Annotated in this window: 4 protein-coding genes; 2 read left to right on the forward strand and 2 right to left on the reverse strand. The window is 65.4% G+C overall.

The window, feature by feature from the left end; genetic code table 11:
• A partial coding sequence (locus ACH107_RS31860; RefSeq protein WP_412509643.1) for a phage terminase large subunit family protein occupies positions 1-1570 on the forward strand: 1570 nt, incomplete at its 5' end.
• On the opposite strand, the gene ACH107_RS31865 is transcribed toward ACH107_RS31860, so the two are convergent.
• A complete protein-coding gene (locus tag ACH107_RS31865) occupies positions 1571-1834 on the reverse strand; it encodes a GIY-YIG nuclease family protein (RefSeq protein ID WP_412509644.1) in 264 nt (87 codons plus the stop codon).
• Positions 1831-2445 carry a plasmid pRiA4b ORF-3 family protein gene (locus ACH107_RS31870; RefSeq protein ID WP_412509645.1) on the reverse strand — a complete coding sequence of 205 codons (615 nt, stop codon included), beginning with the start codon at positions 2443-2445 and terminating at the stop codon, positions 1831-1833. Before ACH107_RS31870 ends, ACH107_RS31865 begins: the two co-directional genes overlap by 4 nt.
• A gap of 45 nt (positions 2446-2490) precedes the next feature.
• Between ACH107_RS31870 and ACH107_RS31875 the strand changes: the two genes are divergently transcribed.
• A complete protein-coding gene (locus ACH107_RS31875; RefSeq protein WP_412509646.1) occupies positions 2491-2685 on the forward strand; it encodes a phage head-tail joining protein in 195 nt (64 codons plus the stop codon).
• The last annotated feature ends 47 nt before the right edge of the window (positions 2686-2732 follow it).

Below are 2732 nucleotides of genomic sequence, written 5' to 3' on the forward strand. Positions count from 1 at the left end.
GATGGCGCGGGACACGCCGTGTTTGCAAGACAAGATCGCCAACCCGAAGTCGCGCGATGGCAACAACAAGATCCTGCACAAGCGGTTTGCGGGCGGGCACCTGACGATTGTGGGCGCCAACGCGCCCTCGGGTCTGGCCAGCCGGCCGATCCGGCTGCTGCTGTGCGACGAGGTGGACCGCTATCCCTTCAGCGCCGGCGCCGAGGGTGACCCGGTCAACCTTGCAAGGAAGAGGACGGTCACGTTCTGGAACCGCAAGATCGTGCTGGTCTCGACGCCGACGAATAAGGGCGCGAGCCGGATCGAGACTGCGTTCGAGGAAAGCGACCAGCGGCGGTTCTGGGTGCCGTGCCCCAGCTGTGGCACGGAGCAAGCGCTGATCTGGGCACAGGTCAAATGGGAGAAGGACGCGAGCGGAAGCCACCGCCCGGACACCGCGCACTACCACTGCGCGAAGTGTGAGGCGGCCTGGACGGATGAGACTCGCTGGGCGGCCATCGCCAAGGGCCGCTGGATCGCGGAGGCGCCGTTCAATGGAACGGCAGGCTTCCATCTCAACGAGATATACTCGCCCTGGGTGCGGCTTGAGGCCATGGCGAAGGCTTTCCTCTCGGCCAAGGCCGGTGGGGATGAGGCGATGAAGACCTTCGTCAATACCTCGCTGGGCGAGACCTGGGTTGAAAGCGGTGAGGCCCCGGATTGGCAGCGCTTGCAGGGGCTGAAAGAAGATTGGCGCGCGGGCACCGTGCCCGCGGGTGGTCTGTTCCTGACCGCTGGCGCGGATGTGCAGAAGGACCGGATCGAGGTTGACGTCTGGGCCTGGGGCCGGGGTTTGACAAGCTGGCTCGTCGACCATGCCGTCATCGAGGGCGGGCCCGGCGACCCGGGTTGCTGGCAGCAGCTGACGGAGCTGCTGGGCCGGACATGGCGACATGAGAGCGGTGAGCACCTGACCATCGCGCGGCTCGCGATCGACACGGGCTATGAGACCAGCGCGGTCTATGGCTGGGCGCGGCAGGTGGGCTTTGCGCAGGTGGCTCCGGTCAAGGGGCTTGAGGGGTTCAACCGGGCAAGCCCGGTGACGGGCCCGACCTTTGTGGACGCGACTGTCGGCGGCAAACGCCTGCGCCGCGGGGCGCGGCTGTGGTCTGTGGCGACCTCGACCTTCAAGGCCGAGACCTACCGCTTCCTGCGCCAGGACCGGCCAACGCCAGAAGAGATCACGGCCGGTGCATCGTTCCCAGCGGGAACGGTGCATCTGCCGACATGGGCCGACGGTGAGTGGCTCAAGCAGCTGACTGCCGAGCAGCTGGTCACCGTGAAGGGCAAGCGCGGCTTCTCGAAGCTCGAATGGCAGAAGCTGCGCGAGCGAAACGAGGCGCTGGACTGCCGGGTCTACGCCCGGGCGGCGGCCTGGATAGGCGGGGCTGATCGCTGGTCCGAGGCGCGCTGGCAGGATCTGGAGCGGTCGCTGGCCGTGGAACCGGATGGATCGGAGGACACGCCAGCCGTCACACCCTCGCGCCCATCAGCGCGGCGGCGGACGATGCGCTCGAATTACATGGGGTGATCAGGGCCCAAGCCCCTGCGCTGATAGCGCCAGGTGCCGGCGCAGACAGCGATCACGCTTGAGATGCCATTCGCGCCGCATTGCATCGATACGGGTTGGCAAGCGCTCGGCATAGATCAGGCACCACGCGTTGCCTCGTGTCGATTTCGCTCCGATGCCGGAATTATGCGCTGCCAGACGGCGTTCGAGATCGAGTGTCCATCCGACGTAGGTGCGATACCCACGGGAGGTCTGACTGCCAAGGACGTAGACAAACCCGGTCACGACAGCTTTTTGCGTCGGTCGCCGCGATGGCTCTTGAGCGGGCCGCGCCGCCGCGCGGCAATATTGTCGATGATCATGTGCAGACGTCGCTCGTCGATGTCCTCGGGGTCGAACGGCTTGCCGTACCATTCCAGCATCCGTTCGTGGTCCTCATGCTCGGGGTCGGCTATCGCTTCGAGAAATTCCTCGAACCCGCTGGTGCTGCCGACATCCTCGGGTGGGGCGCGGCGAGCCCCGGCGATGAAGCGCGGATATTCGACACCGGCGTCACCCTGCCGGACCTCACCGACGGTGATCCGGTGCTGCCAGTTGTCGCCGAAGTCGTAGACGTAGAGGAACTCGCGGACCCCGCGCTCCAGCACTGTGCCGAGACGCAGCGCCCTGGCCTGGTAGACCTTGCGCTCGTAGATCTCGTCGTCGGGAGACGGCACGCCGTAGATCCTGCCTGCGATCTCGAATTCGTAGAGGTGATAGTCCCACCAGTCCATCACGACCTGGATGATGTCATGCATCGCGGCCAATGTGGTCGAGAGTGGCACGTCCAGTTCGCGCCAGACCAGCGGGTCGGTTTCCTCGAGTTCAATTCGGACACGGACGACGATTTCGGACACGGCAAACTCCGGATTGCAACAGTCCGAACATAGAAGGTGATCGCAATGCCGACAATCACGGACCTTCGAGCGCGCCGCGACGCCCTTTCGGCGCAGCGATCCTCGGGCGTGGCGCGCGTCAGCTATGACGGCAAGACAGTGGACTACCGCAGCGTGGCTGAGATCGACCGGGCGATCGAGGCGCTGGATGAATCGGGCCAATGTCGGGATCATACGCCAAACGCCGCCCGCCGTCTGTGACTTCGTCACGCGCCGCTCAGCTTTCGGTGTCGATCCGGGCCAGACGG

It is taken from the genome of Roseovarius halophilus (ex Wu et al. 2025) (genome assembly GCF_047086965.1).